The following is a 26437-nucleotide window of genomic DNA, read 5'->3' on the forward strand; positions in this document are numbered from 1 at the left end:
TCAACCGGCAACGAGGGCGTCGAACTGGCGAATCCAGTCGTCGCGGTTCTTGTTGATCGCGACCCAGTCCGGATAGACCATGGTCTTGATCTGGTCGCGGGTGACATAGGCTTCGATGCCCGGCGTCAGCGCCACGTCCTTGTTGGTCGGGAACATCTCGGTCGGCGGCTCCTTGAGCAGGTCCTGGGCGGCCTTGGAGATCGCGGCATCCATATAGGCATAGGCCGCGTCGAGATTGGCCGAGCCCTTGGTCAGGTGGATGTTGACGGGGGCCGCCGGCGAGCCGGTTTCGGGATGGACGAATTCGGCGTTGAGGCCGAGGCTCTTCAGACGGGCGACGTTGCCGGTCGAGCACATGAAGACGGCGATTTCACCCTGCTGGAACAGCGTCATCTGGTGGTTGGTGCTGTCGACCACGCCCTTCAGGTGCTCCGGATGATCCTTGAACAGCTTGAAGACGGCGTCCATGTCGTTCGGGCCGGAGCCGAAGATCTTGGCGATCTCGGTATAGGCCATGACGGCGGTGTTCGAGGCAAAGCCGGTCCAGGAAACCTTGCCGCTATAGGCCGGGTTTTCGAAGAGATCGCGATAGCCCTTCGGCTTCGGAACGAGATCGGGATTGTAGGCGATGCCGTTGACTTCGATGGTCACGGTCGGGCCGTATTCGCCCTGGAAGGACGGATCGAGCATGCCCCAGTTCTTGAGCTTGCTCGGATCGATCTTCTGGATGAGATCCTTCTCGATGGCGACGGCCATCTGGCCAGGCGACATCAGCAGCGTGTCATAGGGCGGGTTGCCGGGGCTCGCCATGATCTTGGCAAGCTGGTCCTGCGCCATCGCCGGCGCAATCGTCAGGTCGTAGCCTGCATCCTTGACCATCGGCGTCAGCACTGTGCGGTAGGCATCCTCCCAACTGCCTGGGAAAGTGGCGGCAACGGCTCCTCCGCCGGCAGCGCGGGCGGAAAGCGGAAGCATGGCCGATGCGGCGACACCGGCCGCCAGGAAACCGAACCCACGACGGGTAATCTGAAAGTCCTTCATCACGTTCACCTCTGTTGAATTGTTTCTTCACTCATGATTTCCGGTTCGGCCGGAAAGGCGTGACACCGTGCGGTGTCGATCTCGGCAAATAGCTGCGTTCCCGGTTCGGGAATGAATGTGGTGGGGCCTCTGACCTCGGAGGCGCGCAGGCCCGTACCGTCTTCGAGGGCAAGGTCATGGACGAGGGAAGGGCCGAGGGGCACGGAAACCGTCATGCGAACCGGCAGGGTGCTCTCGCTCGGCTGCGTCGACAGGCGAACCTCTTCCGGCCGGAAGGTGATCGTGACCTTCGAGCCGAGGGTGAAGTTCAGCCGGCGCGGCAGGAGCAGGGTCCGGTCATTCGCAAGGCCGATCAGCGTGCTCTCGGCATCGAGCCGCAGCACCGTTCCGTTGAGCAGGTTTGCCTGGCCGATGAAGGTGTTGACGAAGAGCGTCTTCGGGCGGTCATAGACGGTCATCGGCGTGTCGATCTGCTCGACATTGCCCTTGTTCATCAGCACCAGGCGGTTTGCGAGGCTCTGGGCTTCCTCCTGGTCGTGCGTGACGATCAGTGTCGTGATGCCGAGCGTCTTCTGCAGGTGCAGCAGCTCCACCTGCAGATCGAAACGCAAGGCCCGGTCGAGCGCGCCGAAGGGTTCGTCGAGCAGCAGAAGGGACGGGCGCCCGGCGATGGCACGCGCAACGGCGACGCGCTGCTGCTGCCCGCCGGAGAGTTCGCGCGGCAGGCGGTTGCCATAATCCTTGAGCCTGACGAGAGACAGCATCTCCTCGACGCGCGCCTTGCGCTGAGCGCGAGGAAGCTTCTGGCAGGCCAGCGGATAGGCGATGTTTTCTGCGACCGTCAAATGCGGAAACAAAGCATAGTTCTGAAAGACCATGCCGACGCCGCGTGAGCGGGCCGAGACATCGGCCAAATCTCTCTCTCCGAGCACAATCTTGCCCGCCTTCGGCTGGATCAGCCCGGCAATGGCGCGCAGCACGGTCGACTTGCCGCAGCCGCTCGGCCCGAGCAGGGCAACGATCTCGCCGGCCTCGATATCGAAGGCCACGTCGCTGATGGCATTCTGGCCACCATAGCTGTGTGTGAGGCCCTGAACGCTGAGCCGTTTGCGTTCAGCCATATTCGGTATGCCTGGCATAGGGCCTCCCTGGTTCTGGGTCGAGGTCACGGATTGCTGCGCTGTCTCCGGGACAAGACGGAGATGCGGTCCGGCGAGAAATTTTGCGTCGAGCTTGTTCATGAGAAGCGAATTGCAAGCGGCGTGCCAGTTTTGTCTTTCGCCGCTGACGGCGATACCAAGTCTATGAAAGTAAATAGATATTTGTGACTTACAAACTTTCGAAAGTTTGTAATAATAATTATTCCATTTAAAATTCGCATTTACTTTTTGTATAAATTTTCGCCAGCGTCGTATATTAAATGGGCATCAGATAGAAACAGCCACGGCCCCTGAACGGGCGATCAAGCGCCGAAAAGCGCGGGGTTTGGCATCTGAAGAGGTGTTTTTGGGTCTTGTGAGCGAATGCGGCGGTCAAAAGTGATGCGGCAGGGCCGGCAAGCGTAAAAATTGTGCATCATATGTTCGAAACTTCATGCGAAATATATTGCGAAACTCTATCAGAAAATGTCGTCATCAACAAAAATCCTATTGATATCAGATAATTATTGACGCGCCACTGCAGGTGGCACGGCGATTGCATGGATGATCCCGAGAATTCACCGGTACAAAAATGAAAGGGGATCACATGATGCGCATTCATAAAATCTTGAAGGCCGGGGTTGCCGGAGCGATGGTCTCTTTGATCGCGGCCTCTGCTTATGCCGCCGGAGGTGCCGCTGAGAAGATGACGCCTGATGCCGATGTCGCCAAGCTCCCCGGCGTCGTCCTGACGCAGAAACTGGCCGACGGGCTGCCGCCCTCCATCAAGTCATCGGGCGTGCTGAAGGTCGCGACCGACCTGACGCCGCCGATCAGCTTTCATGGCGAAGACGGCAAGCTGATCGGCATCGATGCCGATATTGCTGCCGCACTCGGCGTCATCCTGGGCCTCGATGTTGAGATGACCGATGTCGGCGCAGGTGCCGTAATCGTGCCCTCCATATTGGCGAAGCGCTTCGACCTCTCGATCTCGGGCATCAACGACGATCCGGAGCTGGAAAAGCAGGTCGACGTCATCGACTATATGTATGACGCTACGACGATCATGACGATCAAGGACAATCCTCTCGCCATCAAGGGCATGGAGGATCTGTGCGGCAAGAAGGTCGCCGTTCCCGTCGGTACCTTCCAGGCGAAAATGGTCGAGGCGGCATCCGCCATATGCGCGACCCCGGTCAACATCATGTCGATCCCGAAAATGCCGGATGTGCTGCAGGCCGTCCGCACGGGGAGAGCTGACGCAACGGTCAACGGCTACGCCACCAGCGTCTACACGACCGAGCACCAGACCGGAAACGGCAAGGGCCTGCAGGCGCTGCCGGATATCCGCCTTGCCGTCGGTTATCTCGGCATGCTGACGGCCAAGGACAATCCGCAGCTGCGCGACAGCGTCGTTGCCGCCTTGCAGCAGATGGTGGATTCCGGCGCCTACGAGACCATCATGAAGAAGTGGAGCCTCGGACCGCTGGCCGTGAAGACCGTCAAGGTCAACGACGCTGCCAACATGCCTGCGGATTGACGCTGATGGCCCTGTTTCAAGCGTCACCCATATCGCTCTCCCTTGCGCCATCGGTCGGAAGACCGATGCGTTGGGGGCAGATCGCAACCGGTGCCATCGCGATTTCAGCGCTGGCCTTCTTTGCGCTCGTCGTCGGGCAGAGCCAGAGCATCCAGTGGTCCGAGATCCCCCGCTATCTGGTGGATCCTTCGATCCTGCGCGGCGTGCTGCTGACGCTTGAACTGACGGCTGGCGCCATGGTGTTCGGCATCGTGCTCGGATGCCTGCTGGCGCTGATGGCGACGAGCCAGAGCCCGGTTCTCAAGGTGATCGCCGCCGGCTTCGTCTGGTGGTTTCGCGGCGTGCCGCTGATTGTCCAGATCTTCTTCTGGTTCAATATCGCCCTCTTCATCCCGCAGGTCGGGATGGGAAGCTTCACCATTTCGATCAACGATCTGGTGACACCGGCCCTGGCCGGCTTCCTCGCACTCGGACTGCACGAAGCCGCGAACATGTCGGAGATCATCCGCGGTGGCCTGGTCGCGGTCGATCGCGGCCAGCGCGAAGCGGCCACGGCGCTCGGGCTGAAAAAGACACAGACTTTTCTCACCGTCATCATGCCCCAGGCCACGCGTATCATCGTGCCGCCGACCGGGAACCAGGCCATCGGCATGCTGAAGGCCAGTGCCATCGTCTCGGTCATCGGCATGCAGGATCTGCTGACGCAGGCCCAGGCGATCTACGCCCGGAACTTCCTGGTCATCGAACTGCTGTTCGTCGCCTCGATCTGGTACCTCGCCATCACGAGCGTGGCATCCATAGGCCAGCACTATCTCGAAAAGCGTCTCGTTCCGACAGGCCGGACAGCAGAGAAGCCTCGCTCCCGGAGGGGCGTGATCGCGGATCGATCGTCGTGAATTGAGATCAACAACGAAGGGGTCGCCAGTGCAGCGCGCCCCGTCAGGAAACAGCAGAGGAGCATGACATGAAATTGGGAATCGACAGCATAAAGCTGCCTGAGGCGAAGAAGCGGGGGCCGCTGGCAAGCCTTGATCACGTCAAGGAACTTGGGCTCGCAGGCATCTTCTTCAGTACGGCGCTGGACATGAGCCCCGACCTCGACAGCGGCCTGCTGCGCGACATCAGGGCGAAGGCCGACGACCTTGGCCTCTATCTCGAAAGCGGCATCGGCAAGATCAATCCCTATTGCAGCGCCGAGGAACCGGTACTCCGGGCCGCCGGCGGCGGCGATATCATTGCCGGTTTCACGCGCATGATCGAGGCAAGTGCCGCGATCGGCTGCCATGAGCTTTGGGTTGCACCGGGCAATTTCAAGGGCGAATATCGCGGCCGGCTGGCCAATGACCGCTTCCGCACCGACGTGACCTGGGAAGAGCAGTTGCTCGGAATTGAAAAGGTCCTCCGCAAGCTGGCGCCCGTCGCACGTGCTAATGGCGCGCACATGAACATCGAAACCCATGACGAGATCACGTCCTTCGAGATCCTGCGATTGATCGAGAAGGTCGGCGCCGATTGCGTCGGCGTCGTCTTCGACACGGCAAACGGACTGCAGCGGGGCGAGCATCCGGTCTTCGCCGCCAAGCGCCTGGCTCCTCATATCCGACAGACCCATATCAAGGATGCCTATGTCGGCCGCGCTCCGGGTGGTCTCGATTTCCAGACCAGACCCGTTGGCGGCGGCATTGTCGATTTCGCCGCGATCCTTCCCATTCTCAGCGACGCCAACGCCGCGCTGAACCTGTCGCTGGAGGTTGCCCAGTCTGTCGCCGACAAGCCTCGCAAGGCTAATCCACGCCAGTGCATCGAGATCGACGATCCGGTCTGGCGAGCTGGCCACCCGGACCTGACGGCGGATGAGCTTGCGGCCTACATGGCGATGGTGGATGCCTATGAAAAGCGGGTCGCCTCCGGAGCGGTTCTCGACTGGGAAGCCTACGAGAGCAGCCGCTACGGCTACCCGACCTATGAGGTGCAATCCTACGGTTTCGACGAGGCGATTGGTTTCATCAAGCAGTCGGCCCGCCACATCGAGGCTATTTGCGCCGAAAAGGGTATTACCTTGTCCCCGCCGGCAAAAGAACAAAAGGCAGCCTAGCCTTTGAAGATAGCGCGGGCGGATATTTTTGTCGGCGCCTTCAATTGGGATTTCTATCAAAATGCAGTGGTTGCGCAGAAACATTCTTATAGAAATAATTACGACGAACGGATATTCGGTGCACGAGTAACTGGACGCAAAACATTACCGAGGCTTGAAGTGGTGAAGGCAATAAGGAAGACGCGCCGTCAAAGCGTCAAGGCGCCACCCGCGTCCAGTGGGGCGGTCGATAGCGCCGACAACAACGACGACGTCTCCGAGCGCATTCGCGCCACGCTGGCGGCAGCTATCGGTGAAGGCGCCTTAAAGCCGGGCACGAAAATCCTGGAGGAGGCGATAGCGGAGCATTTTGGCGTTAGCCGCACGGTCGTACGCGGCGCGCTCGGTGTTCTCGAAAGTGATCACCTCCTGGAGCGAAAGAGAAACCGCGGCACTTTTGTTGCCGAACCCAGCATTGCCCAGGCCAAGAACCTGTTCGAAGCCCGCCGAAAACTTGAAGGACTTCTGCTGGAGCTCGTTATTGCACGGGCAACGGCCGAACAACTCGATGCCCTGCAAAAACTGACCGACGAAGAAGAGCACATCCATCATCATGGTGATGAGAAATCCAAGACGGTTCTGTCTGGCAAATTTCATATCGTACTCGCCGAAACCGCCGGAAATCCTGTCTTGACGGAAATGCTGTCGAAGATCGTCGCTCGCCTGTCCCTCGTCATGTCCCTGTACGAAGAAGAGCGTAAGGACGATTGCGGCGCAGACCACCACCGAATGATCGTGGCTGCGCTGAAGGCCAAGGACCTGGCGAAGGCTCAGCAACTAATGGACCATCACCTGGCCGATATCGAGGGCCGAGTGCGGCTCACCGAAGGACACGGTGATCGGCATACGTTCCTGGCTGTCCTGGAGAACTTCTCGTAGTTTCGAACGTCGCTCTCCGAATAAGATATGGCCATCAATGTTCGCTTTGATGGGAATCAAACCGACGAGATGGAGATCTTTCTTGTGACCCCGGCCCTAGCGGAGTTGCAATTGACGTTTGGCCGGTGCGACGCGCCGTATGGCAAATGACGGCTCTATTGCAGCGTGCCGCTGATCACCATTTTTGACACGAATGCGGAAAGAAGCTGGCTATCGAAATGGCCCGGCGAATTCATCATCATGTTGATCGCCTCTGCTTGTGAGAAGGCGCGCTTATACGGCCTGATGGTGGTCAGCGCTTCGTAAACGTCACAAATCGCCGCAAGCCGGGCGACGTAAGGGATCTTCTTTCCGGCGAGGCGACCAGGATAGCCGGAGCCATCGAACTTTTCGTGGTGGTAGCGACAGATGTCGAGCACCGGCTTCGGGACATGGGCGACATGGGAAACCAACTCATATCCCCGCTGAGGGTGCCCGCGCACAAGATCCATTTCCTCGGCCGTCAGCTTACCGGGTTTCGTCAAGATGTCGTCCGGAAGCGCCATTTTTCCAAGATCGTGAACCAGTCCACCCAATCCCAATACCCGCACATCCTCTTCTCCATGACCGAGGCTGCGCCCCAGGGTGATCATCAATGCGCTAACCGCCAGCGAGTGGAGGAACGTCAGCTCATCTTTTTCCTTCAGCTTGGCGACTGCGATCAGCGCACCAGCATTGTCGAAGGCTGCCGACATGATCCGCTCCACAGCTGCGCTTGCCGCATCACTGGCGAAAGAGGCTTTGATCCTGGCATGGGCAAGCATATGACGGATCCGCGGTCTCGTATCCTCGACGCATTCCCTCGCCTGCTTGATATCCTTCGCCGAAAACACGGCACGAAGCTGGGCGTCAAACGCAGCCCGGTCGATGTCCTGTGCCCCGCCCGGATCGACATCCGCACCCTTTCCGACGTCGATAACAACAGTCATCAGGCGGCTTGCCATCAAACTCTCGACCTGACCAGTGGCCGATATCAGGAACGGCTTGAACCGGCGTGTCCTGTCTTCTCCCTCAATTTCGACGTCCTCAACATACATTCCGACCCGCAATTGGCTGACATGTATCCGTTTTCGCATCTCTGATCCGTTCAAAGTGATCTTGGTATTCAAGCGTTGTCTCAGGTATCCGGGGCCGGCCCGAGCGCGAAAACCTCGCTCAGGCTATAGGGCTCCGGCACGGGTCTTGTCTTGGTTGAGCCGTTGTCCATGCTGCTCTAAAAAGGCCGCGGCAACCGTTCGATCGACGGCTTTCGAAAATAGATAGCCCTGCCCGAGCTTGCAGCCGAGCTGGCTCAATTGAGCAGCTTGGGGTTCTGTTTCAATCCCCTCTGCGACGACCCGGATTCCCAGCTTGTGAGCTATTCCGATCAAGCCCTCAACGATGAAGGTCCCAGCATCGCCCGGCACCATGCGGTCGATGAAGGACTTGTCGATCTTGATGATGTCGACCGGCACCGTCAGCAGGTGGGTCAAAGACGCGTAACCCGTGCCAAAGTCGTCGAGGGCAACCCGCAAGCCCTTGGACCGAAGAGCCTTTATCTCGTCCGCGACGACATAGTCCCGTTGTCCGAGATAAACCGATTCCGTCACTTCGAGGATGATGTGCTTGAGGGGAACCTCCGCTTCCCCGAAAATTCGGCACAGCCTGTCTTGCAGATTACCGCCACGAAAATCTGCCGCGGACAGGTTGATGCCTACATGCTGGAGAGGAAGGCCTCGGGCGAGCCAGCTGCGGATGTCTTTCGCAACCCTCAGCAACATCCGTTCGGTCAGCTCAGCAGCAATATGCGCGTCTTTCGTCGCCTCATGGAAATGCGCTGCGGCTATGATTTCGCCGGAAGGCGTGGTCATTCGACACAAGGCTTCGAAACCGACAATTTCGCGCGTATCCAGGCGCAAGATCGGCTGGTAATGCGCATCGATCCGATCGTCTTTCAGGGCGACGCCCACGTCCCGAACCGCCCTGAAGCGTCTGGTCAGGGCGGTGCCCAGGCCGGGATAGTGTTGCACGTACCGGCCGCGATTGTGTTCTTTTGCATGATAGAGCGCCACATCGGCGTTCTGGCGGGTCTGGTCAGGGTTTGTTTCCGTCTCTGCCAACGCGCCGCCAATCGTCGCGGCGGGAAAGACGACATGACCGTCGCAGGTTGAAGGAGAAGACAGTGCTGTGAGGATGTCGGTCGCGCTCGCCTTCAGATCAAGGTTTTTGTCGCCCGACACAATGACAGCAAACTCATCTCCACCGAGCCTAAAGGTGTTTTTGGTGCCTGCTGTCGTGGCGACCCGGTCTGCGACCACTTGAATCAATGCGTCGCCGGCTGCGTGCCCGAACGTGTCGTTCACGAGTTTCAAGTTGTCGATGTCAACAAGCAAGATGCCCCAGGCGCGCCGGGATCGAGGCAGCTCTTCGGCGAGAAGCTGGTTGAAACGAGCGCGATTCGACAGGCCCGTCAAAGCGTCGCTGTATGTCAGCCGCTGACGTTCCATCACCCGCTCTTCGCGATCGATGGCGATCGTGCAGAGATGGGCACAAGCCTCGACGAGGTCCCGTTCGACGACCTTCGGACCGCGGCGGTCTCGATAGTAGAAGGCGAAGGTGCCGATCACCCGGCCGCCGCTCTTGATTGGGCTGGACCAGCAAGCCCGCAACCCCAGCGGAAGCACCAGAGACTTGAAATCCTGCCAACGAGGATCGGTCTCAATATCGGTGACAACGACCGCTTCTCCGAAATAGGCAGCAGCGCCACAGGAGCCCGCAAGAGGACCGGCTTGAAGATTGTCGACAGCCGCTGAGTAGTCAGGCGGCAGGGAAGGTCCGGCAAGTGTGTGGAGACGGCTCCCGTCGAACGTCAGCACCGAAGCGATGATCCCAGGAACGGCGGCCTCGACCTTAAGGCAAAGTTGCTCAATCGTTGCTGCCAGCGGTTCCCCTTTGGCAATCATTTCCAGAATGGCATTCTGCAACTCAAGGATCATGACGTTACTTCCCGGAAGGAGACCCTGCCTACCAAACCGACTTTCAAATCAGGTTACGCCGTTGATTAGATTTTGATCGAATAAACGCCGAATGATCGGTTCGGGACCTGTCGTGCCGAGCTTCGCGTGCGAAAGCTCTCCAGCATTCTGACCTCCTTCTCGGAGTGAGATTGACCGATGTCACGATCGTTCTCTAAAGACGGTTATGAAATGCAATCCTCAGTCGCGCTCTTGAGGGCGCCGAGTCGGGAGCACGGCATAATTTTCGAGAGTCAGAAATCAGCTTATCGGATATGGTTCTAAATGCGTTGCAATGTCACCATCTGGCTGTCGCCGCACAAATGGAAATTGGCCTAAAAGATGATCGGTGGCGATAAATACGTTGGCTCCGTAGGAAAAGCATCGCTCGCGATCATCGCGCTGATGTTTCTGTCACTGACCACCCTTTTGTCGCTCTGGCTCATTTCCAGTTACGAGACAGCTGTTCGCCGGGGCGATGAGCGTGTCAGCGCGGCTTCCAAAATCGTTGCAGCGAACGCGAACTGGTTGAATTCCCTTGCCCGGGAGACCCTGCACCGGATTGATGATGCTCTGGGGCCGAGTATGTCTTTGCCCGGGCCGGATCGCGTGCGCGATCTCGACGCTGCCGTCTACGACCTTCCTCCTCAGGCGACTGCCTATGTCATCGGAGCCGTTGGAGAAACGCTCTACTCAAATGATCGCGATATCCGGCCGGTCAACGTTACGGATCGCGACTACTTCGTTCGGCTGAGAAACGGTGCTGACGAATATACATCGCCGCTGATCATCAGCCGCCTTTCCCAGCGGCAGATATTCGTCTTCAGCCGCAGGCTGGAACGAAATGGCGAGTTCGCCGGCGTCGCCGTGATTGCCTTCGACGCGAGCATCCTAAGGCCAATATGGGACGCGGTGGCGATAGGCGAGAACTCGATTGTCAGCCTCATAAGACGCGACGGGCAACTTATCGCCCGATACCCGGAACCTGCCGGACCAGTCGATATGCGAAACCACAAGCTGTTTACCGACTATATGAGGAAGGCGACATCAGGCACATATCGCTCCGTGTCGCCAGTCGATGATGACGATCGCCTGGTTGGATACCGAATCCTCGAACGCACCCCTTTCGTGGCCATTGCTTCGGCAGATATCCATGTGATCATGCAGCCCTTTTGGGAGGATGCAAAAATCGCGGCTTTGTTGGTCGCTTTCGCCCTCGTCGGCGCTTTGGCCGCTGCATTGTGGATTCAGAACCTGATCAAGGTAGACACATTGCACACCAAGCAGCTTGCGGATGCGTTGCGGTCAAATAAAACGCTCATGCGCGAGATACACCATCGAGTGAAGAACAACCTGCAGACGGTGATGGCCCTGCTGCGCTTGCAGGGTTTTGAACCGGAGGCTGTTCAAAAATTAAATGAGCGCATTTCTGCGATGTCTGCCGTTCACGAGCAGATGTACGGCTTCGACCAGTTTAGCGGAATATCTGCTCGAGAGTTCATTCCATCATTCGTTAGGACGCTCGTCGACGTCCATGGCCGCGCCGTTTCCGTCGACTTTGAAATCGACGACATCGTGATTGCAGCCGACAAGGCAACGCCGTTTGCCCTCTTGCTCAACGAGTTGATTGCCAACAGCATGAAATACGCGTTCGACGGCCGAGCATCCGGAAACATTCGCGTCATGCTGCACGTGACCGAAGGAGAGGAATCCCAACTTACCGTCGCTGACGACGGGATTGGATTCGATGGTCGATCGGACAGCGCCGGGATGGGGACGCGGCTGATTAAAGCCTTCGTCAATCAACTGCATGGCGAGGCGAGATATAGTCGCCTGGAAGGGACGCAGTTTACGGCAACACTCAAGCTTGCCGATTGAGCGAGAGAAGCCACCTCCCTGCCCAAAGCAAGCCTTGGGTTATCCCGCCGTGTCGGGAGCACTTTTCATTGGGTTGGAGCGACACATTTTCCAGATGGCCTGCCGCTCGTGCGGGATTGTTCCTCGCCGTCGGCTTGCTTCGTTCAGATGTCACTGGGAGCAAAACATGACGAATGTTCCAACCATAGCCCGTATCTGGCGTGGCCGCACCAAGCCGGAATTTGCCGATGAATACGAGGCTTACAATCGCGCTGAGGGAATTCCGCCACTGCTTAAGACGGCGCTCGGCGTCCAATTGCTACGCGAAGATCGAAAGGATGAAACATGGTTCACGACGATCTCCTACTGGGCCGACATGCAATCGATGACGGCGTTTACGAAAGGTGATCCGGAGCAGGTTCATCATCTGGCGCGAGATGCAGAACTGCTGTGCGAACTTCCGGAGCGTATCCAGATACACAAGATAGTGGTCCCTCCCAATCTGCGTTGAGAATCCTTGGCCGCTTTCCGAGTCTTGCGCCCTTCCGCTAATCCAAAGATAATCATGGATTCCGGCGCCTCTCATGGAGCCAAAACGTTTTGGCTTGACTCCCAAAACGTTTTGGAGAATCTTTTTCTCAATTCGGGAGGAAGATCTTGGCCAATCTCAAACAGCTCGCGCAATCGCTGGGACTGTCGATCACCACGGTATCGCGGGCGCTCGATGGTTATGCCGATGTGTCGGCCGCCACGCGCGAACGGGTTCGAGAGGCTGCCGACAAGGTCGGCTACCGGCCGAATGCTTCGGCGAGGCGCCTCCGCAGGCAGCGCGCCGAACTGGTTGCGGTCACGCTGCCGAGCGATCCTGGCCATATCGGTCCTCCGCATTTCCTCGATATGTTGTCCGGCTGTGCCGAACACCTTGCCGCTGCCGGCCTCAATCTGGTGATTGCGCCGGTGCCGCGCGGCGAGAGCGAACTCGACATCTGCCGCCGCTTCGTCGATGGCCGCCGCGTCGACGCCATGCTTCTCGTCCGCACCAAACGCAAGGACGAGCGCGTCGAATTTCTGCAGTCGCGCGGCATTCCCTTCGTCACCAACGGTCGCACGGAAAGCCTGCTGTCCCATCCCTATATCGACGGCGACGGTTTTGCCGGCTTTCGAGCCGCGACGCTGCGCTTCCATGCTGCCGGCCACCGCCGTATCGGCCACATCGCCGGCCCGCAGGAATATTACTTCGCACATGACCGCTGCCGTGGCTGGCGGGCGGCGATGGAGGAATGCGGCCTTGCCACCGACCTCTGCGCCGAAGGCGCGCCGTTGGAACAGGGCGGTTATCTCGCCGCACTCGAACTTCTGCGCCAACCCTCGCGTCCGACCGCACTCGTTTGCGCCACCGACGAAATGGCGATCGGAGCGCTCCGGGCGCTACGCGAGGTCGATGGCGGCAACCAGATCAGCATTGTCGGCCATGACGACCTGGCAATGGGCGCCTTCACAAGCCCGCCGCTGTCGACCATGCGCATGACCGGCGAAAACCTCGGCGCGAACTTCGCCTCGCTGCTGCTGCGCGCCATCGCCGGCGAACCTGCCGAAGAACTCCAGGAGCTTCACGCGATCGAATTCGTCGATCGCGACAGCCATCGCCGTCCCGCCAAGGCGGCATAGACAGCCGTGCATCTCAAACAAAGAACAATGAAGGAGGAGAAGATGAAACATATCATGTCATTTGGAATTCTGGCTTCCACGGTGCTGGCCTTCGCCTCGCCGGTGCTGGCCCAGACCGTTTTCGTATCCACCCAGCTTCGTCCGATCGAGGAGGCGACCGTCGTTCGCGAGGAACTCCTGAAGGACGTCGGCTCGGTTGACTACGTGGTCGAGGAGCCGCCGCAGTTTGCGGTGCGCATGGAAGCCGAGCGTCAGGCCGGCAAGCACACCGTCAGCCTCGTCGGTGCACTGCATGGCGAGCTCTCGCCGCTCGCCGACAAGGACACGCTCGAGCCGCTTGACGATCTCGCCAAGAAGTTGGCAGCGAGCGGCATGCCGCAGTCGCTGCTCGATCTCGGCAAGCTCGGCAAGTCGACCCAGCAGTACATCCCGTGGATGCAGGCGACCTATGTGATGGCCGCCAAGAAGGAAGCGCTGCAATACCTGCCTGCCGGCGCCGACGTGAACGCGCTGAACTACGATCAGCTGATCGAGTGGGGCAAGAATATGCAGGACGCAACCGGCCAGCCGCAGATCGGCTTTCCCGCCGGCCCGAAAGGCCTGATGGCGCGTTATTTCCAGGGCTATTTCTATCCCTCCTTCACAGGCGGCGTCGTGCGTACTTTCCAGAGTGCCGATGCGGCCGCCGGCTGGGAGAAGCTGAAGGTGCTGTGGGCCTATGTGACACCGAACTCGACCAGCTACGACTTCATGCAGGAGCCGCTCGCGGCCGGCGAAGTCATGGTTGCCTGGGACCACATCGCCCGGCTGAAGAATGCCATTTCCGCCGCACCGGATGATTATGTGGTCTTCCCCGCTCCCGCCGGTCCGAAGGGCCGCGGCTACATGCCAGTCGTCGCCGGTCTCGCCATTCCGAAGGGCGCGCCTGACAAGGCCGGCGCAGAAAAAATCATCGAGCACCTGTCCATGCCGGACACGCAGCTCCTGACCGCCTCCAAGGTCGGCTTCTTCCCGACCCTCAACGTCAAGCTGCCGCCGGATCTCGATGCCGGCGTCGCCCTGCTCGCCGGTGCCGTCACCGCCACCCAGGCCTCCAAGGACGCGGTCATCTCGCTGCTCCCGGTCGGCCTCGGCGACAAGGGCGGCGAGTTCAACAAGGTCTACATGGACAGTTTCCAGCGCATCGTGCTGCAGAACGAGCCCATTGCAGACGTGCTGAAGGCCCAGGGCGCGACGATGGCCAAGCTGATGACCGACACCAAGGCTGCCTGCTGGGCGCCTGACGCCAAGAGCGACGGCCCCTGCCCGGTTCAATAAACCCACTTCGCAAGCGTCCGGGCGAAATGCCCGGACGCTCTTTCACCCCTCTGCTCGTCGAGGCGGGAGCCGATGACCAATAGCCGACCCTGGATCCCCTATCTGCTGATCCTGCCATCCGTCGCCTTCCTGGCACTGCTGTTTGTCGTGCCGCTGGTGCAGACGATCTGGCTGGCGGTGTCGGATAATGGCGCGCCGTCGCTTGCAAATGCCGAGCGCATGGTCACCGACATCAACTTCACCCGCTCGGTGAAAAATACCTTCCTGCTGACGATCGCGGTCGTGCCGGTGCAGATCGCCCTTGCGCTGGCCATGGGCACCATGGTCGCCAAGGTCGGCCGCGGGCGCGAGACGATCCTGTGGATCTGGACGATCCCGCTCGGCATTTCCGATCTCGCCGCCGGTCTCGTCTGGCTGTCGATCCTGCAAAATACCGGCTATCTGAATTCGCTGCTCTTCGGCCTCGGCATCATCAGCCGGCAGGCAAGCTGGCTCTCCTACCAGACGCCGGTCGCGCTCTTCATCGCGATTGCAGTTGCCGAAATCTGGCGCGGCACGGCAATCGTCATGGTCATCATCGTTGCCGGCCTCAACCAGGTGCCGAAGGAGTTCAAGGAAGCCGCCGAAATCTTCGGCGCGGGTCCGTGGACGCGTTTCTGGCGCATCACCCTGCCGCTGATCCGCCCCGCGCTGCAATCGGCGCTGATCCTGCGCACCGTGCTCGCCTTCGAGGTCTTCGCGGTGGTCTATGCGCTCGGCGGGCGCAATTTTCCGGTCCTCGTCGGCGAGGCCTACAACTGGCAAAACCAGAACCAGAATTACAGCGTCGCTGCTGCCTACGCGGTGCTGATCATGATCATCTCGCTTGCCGCCACGCTTATCTATCTCAAAGCCCTGAAGGTCGATCCGGAGCGCCTGCCATGACCACGGATACCATCAGCACGACCACAGACACCCCTAAAGCCGCCAGCTTCGTCTCCTCACGGCGCTGGCTTTTGTGGAGCGGCATCGCCGCCCTATGCGCCTGGGTGCTGGTGCCGATCTATCTGGTGGCGCTCGGGGCGCTCGGTGGTCGCCAGGGCGTCTATGTCTGGCCGAAGACCGGTCTTCCCGCCGGCATATCGCTCGAGCCCTTTTTTCTCTTTCTGAAGACCGAAGGCGTCGTCCAGTCCTTCCTCAATTCGCTGGGGGCAGCCGCCATCACGGTGGCGCTTTCGATCCTACTCGGCGCGCCGGCAGGTTACGCGCTCGCCCGCTACGATTTCCGCGGCAAGGACAGCTACCGCCTTCTGGTGCTGCTGACCCGCGCCTTTCCGCTGGCGATCCTGGCCTTGCCGCTGACGGTCTCCTTCATCCGGCTCGGCCTCTACGATACGATCCTCGGCGTCGGCCTTATCCATACGGTTCTGGCGCTGCCTTTTGCCGCACTCGTCACCCAGGGCATTTTCCTCGGGGTACCCAAGGAGTTGGAGGAAGCCGCCTGGGTGTTCGGCTGCACCCGCATTCAGGCCTTCTTCAAGGTGGTGGCACCCTTGGCCCTGCCGGGCATCGTCGCGACCGCCGTCTTTGCCTTCGTCATCTCGTGGAACGAGGTTTTTGCCGCCTCGGTACTGACGGTGCGCAACCGCACGCTGACCGCCTACCTGCTGACCGTGCTTTCGGAAAGCCCGATGCATTACCGCTTTGCCGGGGGCCTGATGCTCATCCTTCCATCGGTTGTCTTCATCTTCGCGGTCAGGCGCTACCTCTTCGCGATCTGGGGCATTTCCTCCAAATAACGGGACCAGAGATATGGCCAACATTGTCATCGACCGCATCCGCAAGAGCTTCGGAGCCTTCCAGGCGCTGAAAGAGGTCTCGCTGACGATCAACGACGGCGAATTCGTCTCGCTGCTCGGTCCGTCCGGCTGCGGCAAGACCACGCTGCTGCGCATCATCGCCGGCCTCGAGACCGCAACATCGGGAGATATCCGCATCGGCGACAAGTCGGTGATCGGCTTGCCTCCCAAGGATCGCGGCCTTGCGATGGTCTTCCAGAACTACGCCGTCTTTCCGCACATGACGGTCTATGAGAACGTCGCCTTCGGACTGCGGATGCAGAAGGCCGACGACGCCAGGGTGAAGGCGCAGGTCGAGAAGGCCGCCGGCCTCCTGCATATCGAGCAATATCTCGACCGCTACCCGAACAAGCTTTCCGGCGGCCAGCGCCAGCGCGTCGCGGTCGCTCGCGCCCTTGCCGTCGAACCGAAGGTTCTGCTGATGGACGAGCCGCTTTCGAACCTCGACGCGCTGCTCCGCCTCGAAATGCGCACCGAACTCAAGACGGTGCTGCAATCGGCCGGCACCACGACGATCTACGTCACCCACGACCAGACCGAAGCCATGGGCCTTTCCGACCGCATTGCCGTCATGCATGGCGGCGTGGTCGAACAGGTCGGCCATCCGGTCGAGATCTACAACCACCCGGCGACACGTTTCGTCGGCGGCTTCATCGGCAACCCGCCGATGAATTTCATCAAGGTGCCGGTGACAAACAGCCAGGTGGCGGCAGGCGCCGTACAGCTTGTCGCGCCGCGGGGGTCCGGCAATGAAGTGATCCTTGGCCTGCGCGGCGAAGCCGTCGAACTCGCGCCGCTGCCGCAGGGTCTCGAAATGCGGGTGCGCGTTGCCGAACCGATGGGCTCGCACCTGCTTCTGACCGGCTCGATCCACGACCAGCCGGTGCGCGTCATCCTGCCGGCCTCGGAGACCGTAAAGAGCGGCGACACGATCGGTCTGAAGCTCGACCAGAAGCGCATCACCTGGCTTTCACCCGAAAGCGGCAAGTCCTTTCCGGCCCTCTTGGCCTAAGAATACCGGAGCATCCGACATGAACATGCATACCGACCAGGCGAAGCGCATCCTCGCCGCCAACGATCGCGGCGGCTATACCGTGCCGACCGACCGGCTCTACCCGTTCCAGTGGAACTGGGATTCGGCCTTCGTTGCCATGGGCTTTGCGCTCTACGATACCGACCGCGCCTATCGCGAGCTGGAGCGGCTGGTCGAGGGCCAGTGGGCTGATGGAATGATCCCGCATATCGTCTTCCATGCGCCAAGCGATACTTACTTCCCGGGACCGAACGTCTGGCGCACGAGACACGCTATCCCGACCTCCGGCATAACCCAGCCGCCGGTCTTTGCGATTGCGCTGCGCAAGCTGCATGAAGCCGCCGGCAAGGATGGCGAAGCGCGCACCCCGCCCCTCTACGTGGCGGCGCTGAAATGGCATCGCTGGTGGTATTCGGCGCGCGACCCTGAAGGCACGGGGCTCATAGCACTCCTGCATCCCTGGGAAAGCGGCAGCGACAATTCTCCCGCCTGGGACATCGCGCTCGCCCGAGTGCCGACCAATACCGATACGCCTGTGGTGCGCAAGGATACCGGTCATGTCGATGCCGATATGCGCCCGCGCGACGAGGATTACCGCCGCTTCATCCATCTCGTCGATACCTATGCCGCCTGCGGCTGGGATCCGGCGCGGCAATGGGAAAAGGCGGCGTTCAAGGTCGCCGAGATCCAGACGACCGCAATCCTGCTCAAGGCGGGCGAAGATCTGGAACACCTTGCCCGCCTGTTTGGGCGGACCGATGACGCGATCGAGATCGCTGCCTTCAACGACCGCAGCCGCAAGGCGATAATGGCCCAGTGGCGGCCGGAGCTTGTCCGCTTCGTCTCGCGCGACCTGATCTCCGGCGAAGATGTCGAAGCCGCCACGCAAGCCGGCTTCATCCCCCTCCTCTCGCTGGACCTCGACAAGCAGGTTGCGGACGCCCTGGTCTCCGAAATGAAGGCCTGGTCCAAGGATCTCAAGGTTGCCTTCCCCACGACCAAACCCGGCATCGCCAGTTGGGAGCCGAAGCGCTACTGGCGCGGCCCCGCCTGGGCGATCATCAATTGGCTGCTGATCGACGGCCTTAAGCGCAATCGCTACGCGGATGTCGCCGAAGAGCTGCGGCAATCCACCATCGCAGCGATCGAAACGGAAGGTTTCGCCGAATATTTCGACCCGGTCACCGGCCAGGGCTGCGGTGGCCTCGGCTTTTCCTGGACGGCTGCCGCCTATCTATGGCTTGAGCGAGGCGTCGTCCTCGCCTGAGCGTAGAGCCGCGCCCAACTAAGCCGTTTCTACGATTGGCTTAACCCCTCCAGGTCGCCTAAATGTAAAGTGTATGATTTAATCATACACTTTGTTATAAGGAGATAACCGAGGACACACACTATGCGTACAACCCAACCCCTCACCATCACCCTTCCATTGGAAATGGCGCAGATGGTGAAGGCCAAAGTCAGCTCCGGCGAATATGCGACCGAGAGCGAAGTCATCCGCGACGGCCTGCGCACCTTGGCCGCCCGCGACGCCGCCGTTGAGAAATGGCTGCGAGACGAGGTCGTGCCTACCTATGACGAGACGAAAGCCCACCCCGAGCGCGGCCTTTCTGCCGAGGACGTCGGCCGGCGGCTCGATGCCCGTATGGCCGCTCACGCCAAGAAATAGCGCAGGGCATGAACTACAACGTCATTTGCGCCCAAGGCGAGCGACGACCTCGAAAGCTTGCACCCGAACCTTCATCCAACTGCGATTGAAGTTTCAGCGGCTCAGGACCTCTCCCTAATCCGGCTGCCACGGCTGCATGGTGAGCACATTGCCGCCCAGCTTGGCGAAGGCGCGCTGGCGGCAGGAGAAGACGAGGATCTGCTGGTCGCGCGATTGGCGGTGCAGCGCATCGAACATCCGCTCGATTCGGTCGTCGTCGGAATAAACAAGCGCATCGTCGAGGATGACAGGCGCCGGCCGGCCATCGCGGGCAAGCAGCCGGGCGAATGCGAGGCGGGTCAGCACCGAGAGCTGCTCCCGCATGCCGCCGCTCAGCCGGTCGACATCTTCGTCCAGACCGTTGCGGCGCACGATCTGCGGCAGCAAGGTGTCGCCGTCGAAGGTGATCGAGATGTCGTCGAACAGCAGGCCGAGCAGCGGGGCTAGTTCGCTCATGACCGGCTTGAGATAGAGGTCACGCGCCGCCGCGCGCGTCGCCGTCAGCGCCTTGCGCAAGCGATCGAGCACGCCGACCTCCGTCTCGAAACGCTTCACCTGTTCGCGCGCCGCTGCCAGAGAATCGCGCGTTTCCGACCAGTTTTCTTCCAGCGCACTGTCCGAACGGGTGCGGATCTGACCGCCGAGATCAGCAAGCTCTTCGCGGAGCCTGGCAATTTCGCGGCCTGCGGCGTCGGCGACCGAGCGCGCCCTGGCAAGGGCGGCATCTGCGCCTGCGAGGTCCCGCCCTGTCCTGCGCAAAGGCGCGGCCCGAAGTTCGACAGCATCGACCTGCTCTCTGGCGCTGGAAAGTTTTATGGCGAGGTCCTGCTGCAATTCAGTTCGGCCGGACTCGGGGCCGATGACCGCTTCGATGGCCTCGAGTTCCTGGCCAAGCCTGGCGTGCTCGGTCTGCGCGCGCAATATGGCCTCGCCGGCTTCCGTGCGCATCATTGACGCCTCCCGCGCCCGGTTGCGCGCCAGTTCGATGCGCCGTGTCGCATCCGCGAGACCGGCACGCACCTCTTCCGGGTTGGCGTCGAGTTCGACCGCACCCTGGCTGAGTTCGGCAAAGCGTGCGGCGTCGAGGTGAAGTGCGTCAATGCCATTCGGGGCGAGATCGGCGAGCCGCTGGCGCGCCCGCACCAGTTCCTCCTGCTTGTTCCGCGCGGCAATTTCGCGCTGCCGCGCCGCCCGCAGACTGTCGATACCGAGCTTGGCAAGCAATGTTTGGCGCATGGCTTCCGCGGTCTCCAGCGCCCCATTGTGATCGGCCTGCCGGTTGGAATGGATGGTCAGGGTGCCGACGCCTGCTATGTCGAGCCTCGCCATCCCGGCAAAGCTCTTATCCTCGCCCCCAATCAAAGGCTGGCGGTCCATGCTCACCAATCCGGAGACGTCCTTCAGGTAATCGATCCGGAGCGTGGGAAGGCCGACTTCGGCGGCTGAGCGCAAGCCGACGATCTTGATGTCCAGCGCTTCAAGCCGTTCGATGGCATCGGCTGGAATGGCGAGCAATGCATGCGCCGCATCCCCATCCTCGATCTGCTGGCGCGCGGCTTCCGCCTGTTCGAGACGCAGGCGGACCTCGGCCAAGCGCTCTGCGGCGTGGCGTGAACGTAGCGCTGCCTCGATCCGCGCGAGAAGTTCGCGGTTTACCCGCTCCTCCTCTTCGGCCGCCTGAACCTCCGCCGTTGCAGCCTCGCTTTCAACAAGCGATGCCGTGCGTCGCTCGGCTGCATTTGAAAGGTCCTTTTCCGCCAAGGCGAAACGCCGCGCGAGTTCGCCGCTGCGGTTCAATGCTGCGTGGAAGCGGTCGAATGCCTGCTGCGCGTCGTCGCGGCGGCTGGCGGCCAAGGCAGCCTCGGCATCGAGCGCTTTGAGTTCCCTGTCATGCAGTTTAGCAGCTCCGAGCGCCGACTCGGCATTGGCAATCGCGGTCTTCCGGCCGGCCTCCTCATCAGAGTTTTCCAGTTCGCTGAGTCTCGCCTGCACTGAGCGGCGGCGATCGAGCGCGCCGTGCAGCATCTCCACCTCCTTGGCCAGCCGCGCCTCCTCCGCCTGCAGCCGGTCACGCTCCTCGAGCGCGGCGGCAAAGCGGCCTCCGGTCTTTGGCCGGAGCGTCGCGGTGACCAGGCGATTGAGTTCATCCTCGCAGGCTTCGAGCACCGCCGACATGCGCCGTCCGCCCGTCAGCGCCTCCACCTCTCCCTGCACCGAAGTCAGCAGGCTTTCTCGCACCCGCTTGTCGTTCTCTTCCTCGCTCTTGCTACGATTTTCGATGCCGGTGATGCCCTGGCGCACCCAGAGCAGGCCTGCCGGGCCGGCAGTTCCGCCGGAAATGAGATCGCCGATGAAAGCCTCGGCCTCGTCTGCCTGGGCGACGATCCGGCCGCTGCCGAGATCGGTGACGCTGGCGCGCCGTCCGCTATGGAACTGCTTGGTCAGGCGGTAGCGGCCGGCTTCGATCGTGATGTCGGCCTCGACGATCGGATTGCCGCCGCTATAGGGGCGCAGCATCTGCACGCTCTTTGGATTACCGCTGTGCGGCTGGAAGAACAGAGCATGCAGCGCCTCAAAACAGGTCGATTTGCCATGTTCGTTGGCGGCGCTCAGCACATTGACGCCGTCGGCGATTCCTTCGACGGATATGCCGCGGCCGGCGAAGCGTTTGACATTGTGAAGGCGAAGAGCGTTAAGTTTCATCGATCAATCGCCTCGCAATAGGAAAACAGGCGGATCAATGCCTCGCGCGCCACGCCCCTGTCATCGCCGGAGCGGGATTGGTCGAGGCTTTCGGAAAGCAGCAATTCCGCAGCATCGCGCAACGCGCCGGCTCGGTCGATGGTCTCGAGATCATCGCTCTCACAGTCGGTCCCCAGAAGGTCGGTATCGATCTCCAGATGCGCAAATTCCGGCGCGACCTGCTCCAACAGGCTGATCATTGCCGTCCGCCCGTTCAACCGGGCACGGCCGGACAGCGCGACGCGCAACAGGGTTTGTCGCCGCGCGAACGGTTCCGGCAGCGCGGCCTTCAGCGCTTCAACACCGTCTTCCGATGCCAGCAGCGGAAGCTGTAACGTCTGCCAGGAAAAGCTGGCGGTCGTCACCGCTGTCGTCGTCGGCATCGCTCCCTGCCCGGCAATGGAAACGACCATCGCCTGCCCCGGCCGGTCATGCTTGAAACGGTCGGGCTCGGGAGCGCCGCTGTAATATGTTCTGGCGTCCACCGCTACCGATCCGTGCCAATCGCCGAGAGCCATATAATCGAGGCCGGCCAGCGCCGCGCGGTTCGGCGCAATCACGTTGGTGGCCGTGGCATCCTCCGAGAATTCCTGGATTGGGCCATGGGCGAGGCCGATGCGGATAGAGCCATCAGGTGTGGCAGCACCCGTCATCCATTCGGTCAGGTCGCGGCCCGGCCTCCTGGTCGTGCAAGGCGCCGGCAGCAGGATGACACCAGGTTCAAGCGGAAGGGGCGCCGCCTCCGTCGCCAGGATGACATTGTCGGGCACCACGCCGCGCGCCGCACTCCAGAGTTGGTCCGCCAGCAGCGAATCGTGATTGCCCGGAAGCAGCACCCAGCGCAGCGAAGCATTCCGGGCCATCTCACCAAGCGCTTGCCGAAGCACGGCCGGCGTCGGCGTCTCGGTATCGAAGGTGTCGCCGGCGAGCAGGATGACATCCGTCCCATGCTCTCGTGCCGCGCTGGCAAGCCTGGCGATGACACCATGCCGCGCCTCGCGCAGGCGCCCTCTCAAATCCTCCGGAAGATTGCCAAATCGCTTGCCAATATGAAGGTCCGAACTGTGCAGGAAGGAAAACATTAATCAGCCATGTTTGCGATGCGCCGCGAGCTTTCGAGCATGGCCAAGGACCTCTCGTCCACAGTTTCATGATTCCGTTGTTCCGAGGCAGACCATGCCTCCCGGCTATGGGCGAGGCAAGTCCATCCTGGCCGAGCAAGCAGTTATCCAATGTTTGTCTAATTTTGGGCGGTGCACGACACCCATCCCGTAGCCCTACAAGAATTAGGCAGACGCGGTGACCCGCCACGCGGCGAAGGCATCGTCTATTATCCAAGGGTTTTACCTGCCGATGGAAATCGAACGGTTGATCCCATGATCGCCGCCCCTAAGTCACCTGGTTGAATACCACCATCTTGTCGTCGGCCATTTCTTCCATCGTCCAGGGAATGCCGCCGACGCCGTATCCTGACTGTCTGCGTCCGGCGAAAGGCATCCAATCGGTGCGGAACGCGGTGTGGTCGTTGACGAGAACGGCCGATGCATCCAAATGTTTTGCCGCCCTGAGAGCAATCGCTATGTCGGCGGAAAAGACGCTCGCCTGGAAGGCATAGGGCAGCGAGTTGGCAATGCCGATCGCTTCGTCGAGGTCGCGGTAGCCGTAGACGCAGGTCAGCGGTCCAAAGACCTCGAGCATGGATACTTTCGCTTCAGTAGGCGGGTCCAGCAAAACCGAAGGCAGAAGTGTCGTCTCGGACATCCGACCGCCGCCGATCTGCCTGGTTCCGGCGTCCGTCGCCTCCTTGATCCAGGCGGCGACGCGGTCTGCCTCGCGTGGCAGGATGAGCGGCCCTACCTCGGTTTGCGTAAGCGTGGGATCGCCGACATGCAGAGCTGCCACCCTGGCAGCGAGAGCCTCGGTGAAGGAAGCCAGAATATCTTCATGCACGAAGAGACGCTGGGCCGACACGCAGACTTGCCCGGCGTGATAATAGCCACCTTTGACAATGGTGCCGACGATCGCATCGACATTGGCGCTGCGGTCGACGATGACGGGTGCCGCTCCACCGTGCTCAAGCGCGCATCGGGTCCCCGGCGGCAGCTTGCCCTTGAGGTACCAGCCGACCTTGGCGGAACCGATGAAGCTCAAAAACGCGACGCGGCGATCGGTTGCAAAGGCTTCGGCAAGCGCGTTGTCCTCGGTGATGAGGGTCTGGCACCAGCGCTCATCGAGACCTGCCTCCCAGAACAGCTTGACGATCTCGATGCAGGAAATCGGCGTCGTTGCCGCCGGCTTCACGATAACCGGGCAGCCGACCGCGATCGCCGGCGCGATCTGGTGGATGATGAGATTGAGCGGATGGTTGAAGGCCGAGATCGCCGCCACGACGCCGATCGGCTCCTTGGTGGTGAAAGCCCATCTGTTGGCGCTGGCCGCAGTCAGCCCCATGGGGATTTCCTTGCCGCCGAAATTGCGCAGCTCGTCCGCCGCATTGAGGAGGCCGTCGATCCCGCGCGTCACCTCGATGATCGCATCCGTCAGCGGCTTGCCGCCTTCACGGGCGATCATCATCGCAAAACGATCGCGGTTCTCCTGCAAAAGCGCCGACGCCTTTCTGAGGATGGCCATCCGCTGATGCGCGGGCAGCCAGCCGTCGCGATCGGCGAAGGCGTTGGCGGCGATCTGAAGCTTGCGTTCGAGTGCGGCCGCGTCATCGGCCGGCAGCTCTGCAATCGGTTCGCGGTCGAACGCCTGGTAGACCTTCATGGCAAGCGGCATCTCAGGCCTCCAATATCTGGGGGAGCCGTTCACGAAGCTCCTTCACCAGCACGCGTTCGTTCTCCGAATAGTCGACAGGAACGTTCACCAGATGGACGCCGCCTCCGGCGAACGCCTCTTCGAGAACCTGTTTGAACTGGCCGATATCGTCGACCCTGGTTCCCTTGGCGCCGTAGGATTCGGCATATTTCACGAAGTCGGGATTGCCGAAAGTCATCCCGAAATCCGGGAACTCGTCCACCGCCTGCTTCCAGCGGATCATGCCATAGGCATTGTCCTCGATCACGAGGACAACGAGATTGAGTTTCAGCCGGACGGCGGTTTCGAGTTCCTGGGAATTCATCATGAAGCCGCCGTCACCGCAGATCGCCATGACGCGCCGCTCCGGGTAGAGCATCGAGGCAACCATCGCAGACGGCAGCCCGGCTCCCATCGTCGCAAGAGCGTTGTCGAGCAGCAGCGTGTTCGCCATCCGCGTCCGGTAGTTTCGCGCGAACCAAATCTTGTACATGCCGTTGTCGAGCGCCAGGATGCCGTCATGCGGCATCACCTCTCTTATATCGTGAACCAGCCGCTGTGGCGTGAAGCGATCCTCCGTCGCCCGCGCGGCGATACGCTCGAGAATGCGCTCGCGCAGATGAAGAAGCGCTTGCGCGTTTGGTAGCTTGCCCTCGAGGCGATCGGCCAGCGCCTTCAGAGAGGGGCCGATGTCGCCGATGACTTCGGATTGCGGGAAATAGACCTGCTCGACGGTCGCCGGCTGATATCCGATATGGACGACCTTCGGGCCGCTCTTGCCCATGATGAACGGCGGCTTCTCGATGGTATCATGGCCGATCGTGATGATCAGGTCGGCCTGTTCGATGGCCTCATGGACATAATCCCGCTCCGACAGCGCGGCGGTGCCCATGTAAAGCTCGGTTCCGCCGGGAACCGTTCCCTTCCCCATCTGGGTGGTAAAGAACGGAATGCGCGTACGGATCACAAACTGCGCAATATCCGATGTCGAGCGTGGACGAGAGGCGGCGGCCCCGAACATCAGAAGCGGACGTTTGGCTGCGGCAATGAGTGCAGCGGCGCGGTCGAGAGCCGCGTCGCTTGCCGTCGGCAATTCGAGCTGATGCGGCGCAATCAGCGCCACCTCCTGGCATTCCTCGGCCGCGATATCTTCCGGAAGCTCGAGATGGACCGGACCCGGCCTTTCCTCCTGGGCTATGCGGAACGCCTCCCTGACCGTCGTCGGGATCATCTGCGGCGACACGATCTGCCTTGCGAGCTTGGTCAGCGGCTTCATCGACGCGACGACGTCGACCACCTGGAAACGTGCCTGGCGGGACGAGAGGATCCCCTTCTGACCGGTGATCATCACCATCGGCATCGCACCGAGCAAGGCATATGCGGCACCCGTCGAGAGGTTGAGGGCACCCGGCCCGAGCGTCGTCAGGCAGACGCCGGGCTTTCCAGTCAGGCGGCCATAGGTCGCGGCCATGAATGCCGCCGCCTGTTCATGCCGGGTGAGCACGAGCTCAATCGACGACTTGCGGATGGATTCGACGACGTCGAGGTTCTCTTCGCCGGGAATGCCGAAAATGCGGTCGACACCTTCGTTTTCAAGCGCTGCCACTAGAAGATCGGAGCCTTTGGTCATGGATGTGTGCCCGTGCTGTTTGGTTTGAGACTTCCAGAAAGGAAGGTCCTTCGAAGATATGTTCTTTTCCGGGGCTGTCCATG

The 26437-nt window shown here is 60.9% G+C and carries 21 protein-coding genes; 13 read left to right on the forward strand and 8 right to left on the reverse strand.

Going from position 1 to position 26437, the window contains the following annotated elements; all coding sequences use genetic code 11:
• Positions 1-1041: an ABC transporter substrate-binding protein gene (locus tag AC25BC_RS24390; protein ID WP_113545730.1), complete on the reverse strand. Its 1041-nt coding sequence runs from the start codon at positions 1039-1041 to the stop codon at positions 1-3.
• Positions 1042-1046: 5 nt separating this feature from the next.
• The gene (locus tag AC25BC_RS24395; RefSeq protein WP_113545591.1) at positions 1047-2282 is read right to left on the reverse strand and encodes an ABC transporter ATP-binding protein; all 1236 of its coding nucleotides are present in this window, start codon (positions 2280-2282) and stop codon (positions 1047-1049) included.
• A gap of 505 nt (positions 2283-2787) precedes the next feature.
• On the opposite strand from AC25BC_RS24395, the gene AC25BC_RS24400 reads away from it, so the two are divergent.
• The 4 genes from AC25BC_RS24400 to AC25BC_RS24415 all read left to right on the forward strand — a co-directional run bounded on the left by AC25BC_RS24400 (position 2788) and on the right by AC25BC_RS24415 (position 6733).
• Positions 2788-3720: an ABC transporter substrate-binding protein gene (locus AC25BC_RS24400; RefSeq protein WP_128438818.1), complete on the forward strand. Its 933-nt coding sequence runs from the start codon at positions 2788-2790 to the stop codon at positions 3718-3720.
• A gap of 5 nt (positions 3721-3725) precedes the next feature.
• Complete coding sequence (locus tag AC25BC_RS24405) at positions 3726-4616, forward strand: amino acid ABC transporter permease (protein WP_128438817.1); 891 nt, start codon at positions 3726-3728, stop codon at positions 4614-4616.
• Between the two features lie 68 nt (positions 4617-4684).
• Positions 4685-5815 carry a sugar phosphate isomerase/epimerase family protein gene (locus AC25BC_RS24410; protein ID WP_128438816.1) on the forward strand — a complete coding sequence of 377 codons (1131 nt, stop codon included), beginning with the start codon at positions 4685-4687 and terminating at the stop codon, positions 5813-5815.
• Between the two features lie 171 nt (positions 5816-5986).
• Positions 5987-6733, forward strand: coding sequence for a GntR family transcriptional regulator (locus tag AC25BC_RS24415; RefSeq protein ID WP_026157581.1), 747 nt, complete (start codon positions 5987-5989; stop codon positions 6731-6733).
• 155 nt (positions 6734-6888) lie between these two features.
• Here AC25BC_RS24415 and AC25BC_RS24420 read toward each other — a convergent pair whose 3' ends face one another.
• The gene (locus AC25BC_RS24420; RefSeq protein ID WP_206642375.1) at positions 6889-7848 is read right to left on the reverse strand and encodes an HD-GYP domain-containing protein; all 960 of its coding nucleotides are present in this window, start codon (positions 7846-7848) and stop codon (positions 6889-6891) included.
• A gap of 84 nt (positions 7849-7932) precedes the next feature.
• On the reverse strand, positions 7933-9747 hold the full coding sequence (locus AC25BC_RS24425) for a putative bifunctional diguanylate cyclase/phosphodiesterase (protein WP_128406682.1): 1815 nt from the start codon (positions 9745-9747) through the stop codon (positions 7933-7935).
• 360 nt (positions 9748-10107) lie between these two features.
• On the opposite strand from AC25BC_RS24425, the gene AC25BC_RS24430 reads away from it, so the two are divergent.
• The 9 genes from AC25BC_RS24430 (at position 10108) to AC25BC_RS24470 (ending at position 19144) form a co-directional block, all read left to right on the forward strand.
• Entirely contained in the window at positions 10108-11643 is a 1536-nt protein-coding gene (locus AC25BC_RS24430) for a sensor histidine kinase (protein WP_003562423.1), read from the forward strand.
• Positions 11644-11809: 166 nt separating this feature from the next.
• A complete protein-coding gene (locus tag AC25BC_RS24435; RefSeq protein ID WP_003562421.1) occupies positions 11810-12133 on the forward strand; it encodes an antibiotic biosynthesis monooxygenase family protein in 324 nt (107 codons plus the stop codon).
• 146 nt (positions 12134-12279) lie between these two features.
• Positions 12280-13290 (forward strand): LacI family DNA-binding transcriptional regulator, encoded by a 1011-nt coding sequence (locus tag AC25BC_RS24440; RefSeq protein WP_012755682.1) that lies wholly within the window; start codon positions 12280-12282, stop codon positions 13288-13290.
• Positions 13291-13332: 42 nt separating this feature from the next.
• Entirely contained in the window at positions 13333-14607 is a 1275-nt protein-coding gene (locus AC25BC_RS24445) for an ABC transporter substrate-binding protein (protein WP_032996977.1), read from the forward strand.
• Between the two features lie 72 nt (positions 14608-14679).
• Entirely contained in the window at positions 14680-15531 is an 852-nt protein-coding gene (locus AC25BC_RS24450) for a carbohydrate ABC transporter permease (RefSeq protein ID WP_012755684.1), read from the forward strand.
• Positions 15528-16385, forward strand: a complete 858-nt coding sequence (locus AC25BC_RS24455; RefSeq protein ID WP_012755685.1) for a carbohydrate ABC transporter permease — start codon at positions 15528-15530, stop codon at positions 16383-16385. Before AC25BC_RS24450 ends, AC25BC_RS24455 begins: the two co-directional genes overlap by 4 nt.
• Positions 16386-16398: 13 nt before the next feature.
• Positions 16399-17457 carry an ABC transporter ATP-binding protein gene (locus AC25BC_RS24460; RefSeq protein ID WP_003562416.1) on the forward strand — a complete coding sequence of 353 codons (1059 nt, stop codon included), beginning with the start codon at positions 16399-16401 and terminating at the stop codon, positions 17455-17457.
• Between the two features lie 19 nt (positions 17458-17476).
• Positions 17477-18745 carry an MGH1-like glycoside hydrolase domain-containing protein gene (locus tag AC25BC_RS24465; protein WP_128438814.1) on the forward strand — a complete coding sequence of 423 codons (1269 nt, stop codon included), beginning with the start codon at positions 17477-17479 and terminating at the stop codon, positions 18743-18745.
• Between the two features lie 123 nt (positions 18746-18868).
• On the forward strand, positions 18869-19144 hold the full coding sequence (locus AC25BC_RS24470; RefSeq protein ID WP_017996155.1) for a ribbon-helix-helix domain-containing protein: 276 nt from the start codon (positions 18869-18871) through the stop codon (positions 19142-19144).
• A 114-nt stretch (positions 19145-19258) separates the two neighbouring features.
• Here AC25BC_RS24470 and AC25BC_RS24475 read toward each other — a convergent pair whose 3' ends face one another.
• The 4 genes from AC25BC_RS24475 to AC25BC_RS24490 form a co-directional block, all read right to left on the reverse strand.
• Positions 19259-21886: an AAA family ATPase gene (locus AC25BC_RS24475; RefSeq protein WP_128438813.1), complete on the reverse strand. Its 2628-nt coding sequence runs from the start codon at positions 21884-21886 to the stop codon at positions 19259-19261.
• The gene (locus AC25BC_RS24480) at positions 21883-23007 is read right to left on the reverse strand and encodes a metallophosphoesterase family protein (RefSeq protein WP_017996153.1); all 1125 of its coding nucleotides are present in this window, start codon (positions 23005-23007) and stop codon (positions 21883-21885) included. The genes AC25BC_RS24475 and AC25BC_RS24480 overlap by 4 nt, the downstream gene beginning before the upstream one ends.
• A gap of 307 nt (positions 23008-23314) precedes the next feature.
• On the reverse strand, positions 23315-24706 hold the full coding sequence (locus AC25BC_RS24485; protein ID WP_128438812.1) for an aldehyde dehydrogenase family protein: 1392 nt from the start codon (positions 24704-24706) through the stop codon (positions 23315-23317).
• 1 nt (position 24707) lies between these two features.
• Positions 24708-26354, reverse strand: a complete 1647-nt coding sequence (locus AC25BC_RS24490) for an acetolactate synthase large subunit (protein WP_003562409.1) — start codon at positions 26352-26354, stop codon at positions 24708-24710.
• Between the last annotated feature and the right edge of the window lie 83 nt (positions 26355-26437).

Source organism: Rhizobium sp. WSM409 (genome assembly GCF_057653825.1).

Excerpts from the sequence above, each read along its gene's own strand:
- AC25BC_RS24390 (WP_113545730.1), bottom strand. The coding sequence starts at position 1,041 with ATGAAGGACTTTCAGATTACCCGTCGTGGGTTCGGTTTCCTGGCGGCC.
- AC25BC_RS24395 (WP_113545591.1), bottom strand. The coding sequence starts at position 2,282 with ATGAACAAGCTCGACGCAAAATTTCTCGCCGGACCGCATCTCCGTCTT.
- AC25BC_RS24400 (WP_128438818.1), top strand. The coding sequence starts at position 2,788 with ATGATGCGCATTCATAAAATCTTGAAGGCCGGGGTTGCCGGAGCGATG.
- AC25BC_RS24405 (WP_128438817.1), top strand. The coding sequence starts at position 3,726 with ATGGCCCTGTTTCAAGCGTCACCCATATCGCTCTCCCTTGCGCCATCG.
- AC25BC_RS24410 (WP_128438816.1), top strand. The coding sequence starts at position 4,685 with ATGAAATTGGGAATCGACAGCATAAAGCTGCCTGAGGCGAAGAAGCGG.
- AC25BC_RS24420 (WP_206642375.1), bottom strand. The coding sequence starts at position 7,848 with ATGCGAAAACGGATACATGTCAGCCAATTGCGGGTCGGAATGTATGTT.
- AC25BC_RS24425 (WP_128406682.1), bottom strand. The coding sequence starts at position 9,747 with ATGATCCTTGAGTTGCAGAATGCCATTCTGGAAATGATTGCCAAAGGG.
- AC25BC_RS24430 (WP_003562423.1), top strand. The coding sequence starts at position 10,108 with ATGATCGGTGGCGATAAATACGTTGGCTCCGTAGGAAAAGCATCGCTC.
- AC25BC_RS24435 (WP_003562421.1), top strand. The coding sequence starts at position 11,810 with ATGACGAATGTTCCAACCATAGCCCGTATCTGGCGTGGCCGCACCAAG.
- AC25BC_RS24445 (WP_032996977.1), top strand. The coding sequence starts at position 13,333 with ATGAAACATATCATGTCATTTGGAATTCTGGCTTCCACGGTGCTGGCC.
- AC25BC_RS24450 (WP_012755684.1), top strand. The coding sequence starts at position 14,680 with ATGACCAATAGCCGACCCTGGATCCCCTATCTGCTGATCCTGCCATCC.
- AC25BC_RS24455 (WP_012755685.1), top strand. The coding sequence starts at position 15,528 with ATGACCACGGATACCATCAGCACGACCACAGACACCCCTAAAGCCGCC.
- AC25BC_RS24460 (WP_003562416.1), top strand. The coding sequence starts at position 16,399 with ATGGCCAACATTGTCATCGACCGCATCCGCAAGAGCTTCGGAGCCTTC.
- AC25BC_RS24465 (WP_128438814.1), top strand. The coding sequence starts at position 17,477 with ATGAACATGCATACCGACCAGGCGAAGCGCATCCTCGCCGCCAACGAT.
- AC25BC_RS24470 (WP_017996155.1), top strand. The coding sequence starts at position 18,869 with ATGCGTACAACCCAACCCCTCACCATCACCCTTCCATTGGAAATGGCG.
- AC25BC_RS24475 (WP_128438813.1), bottom strand. The coding sequence starts at position 21,886 with ATGAAACTTAACGCTCTTCGCCTTCACAATGTCAAACGCTTCGCCGGC.
- AC25BC_RS24480 (WP_017996153.1), bottom strand. The coding sequence starts at position 23,007 with ATGTTTTCCTTCCTGCACAGTTCGGACCTTCATATTGGCAAGCGATTT.
- AC25BC_RS24485 (WP_128438812.1), bottom strand. The coding sequence starts at position 24,706 with ATGCCGCTTGCCATGAAGGTCTACCAGGCGTTCGACCGCGAACCGATT.
- AC25BC_RS24490 (WP_003562409.1), bottom strand. The coding sequence starts at position 26,354 with ATGACCAAAGGCTCCGATCTTCTAGTGGCAGCGCTTGAAAACGAAGGT.